Raw genomic sequence first — 248 nt, forward strand, 5'->3', positions numbered from 1 at the left:
CCTGCCTGCAGCAATGGCATGGCTACGCTGGCCGCGCTGAAAATTTACGGGATCACGACAGAGCCTTATTACCTGCAGCAGGGCATCCGTTTTTATGAGTGGATGTACCGGCGCCTGCGCGATTCCGCCGGGCTGTATGTGAATGATATTAAAACCGCTACAGCGGCCTTCAACCCGGTGTATTATTCCTACAACTCCGGTTCCATGCTGGAAGCGGCCATGCTATTATATCATTTTACGAAAGAGCA

General features: G+C 52.0%; 1 protein-coding gene. It reads left to right on the plus strand.

The genetic code is table 11. The annotated features are described in order from the left end of the window. The coding region (locus KVT36_RS31905) for a glycoside hydrolase family 76 protein (RefSeq protein ID WP_217607465.1) at positions 1–248 on the plus strand (248 nt) is incomplete at both ends.

The sequence above is a fragment of the Chitinophaga sp. GbtcB8 genome, from assembly GCF_019091455.1.
In the GTDB taxonomy this organism is placed as follows: domain Bacteria; phylum Bacteroidota; class Bacteroidia; order Chitinophagales; family Chitinophagaceae; genus Chitinophaga.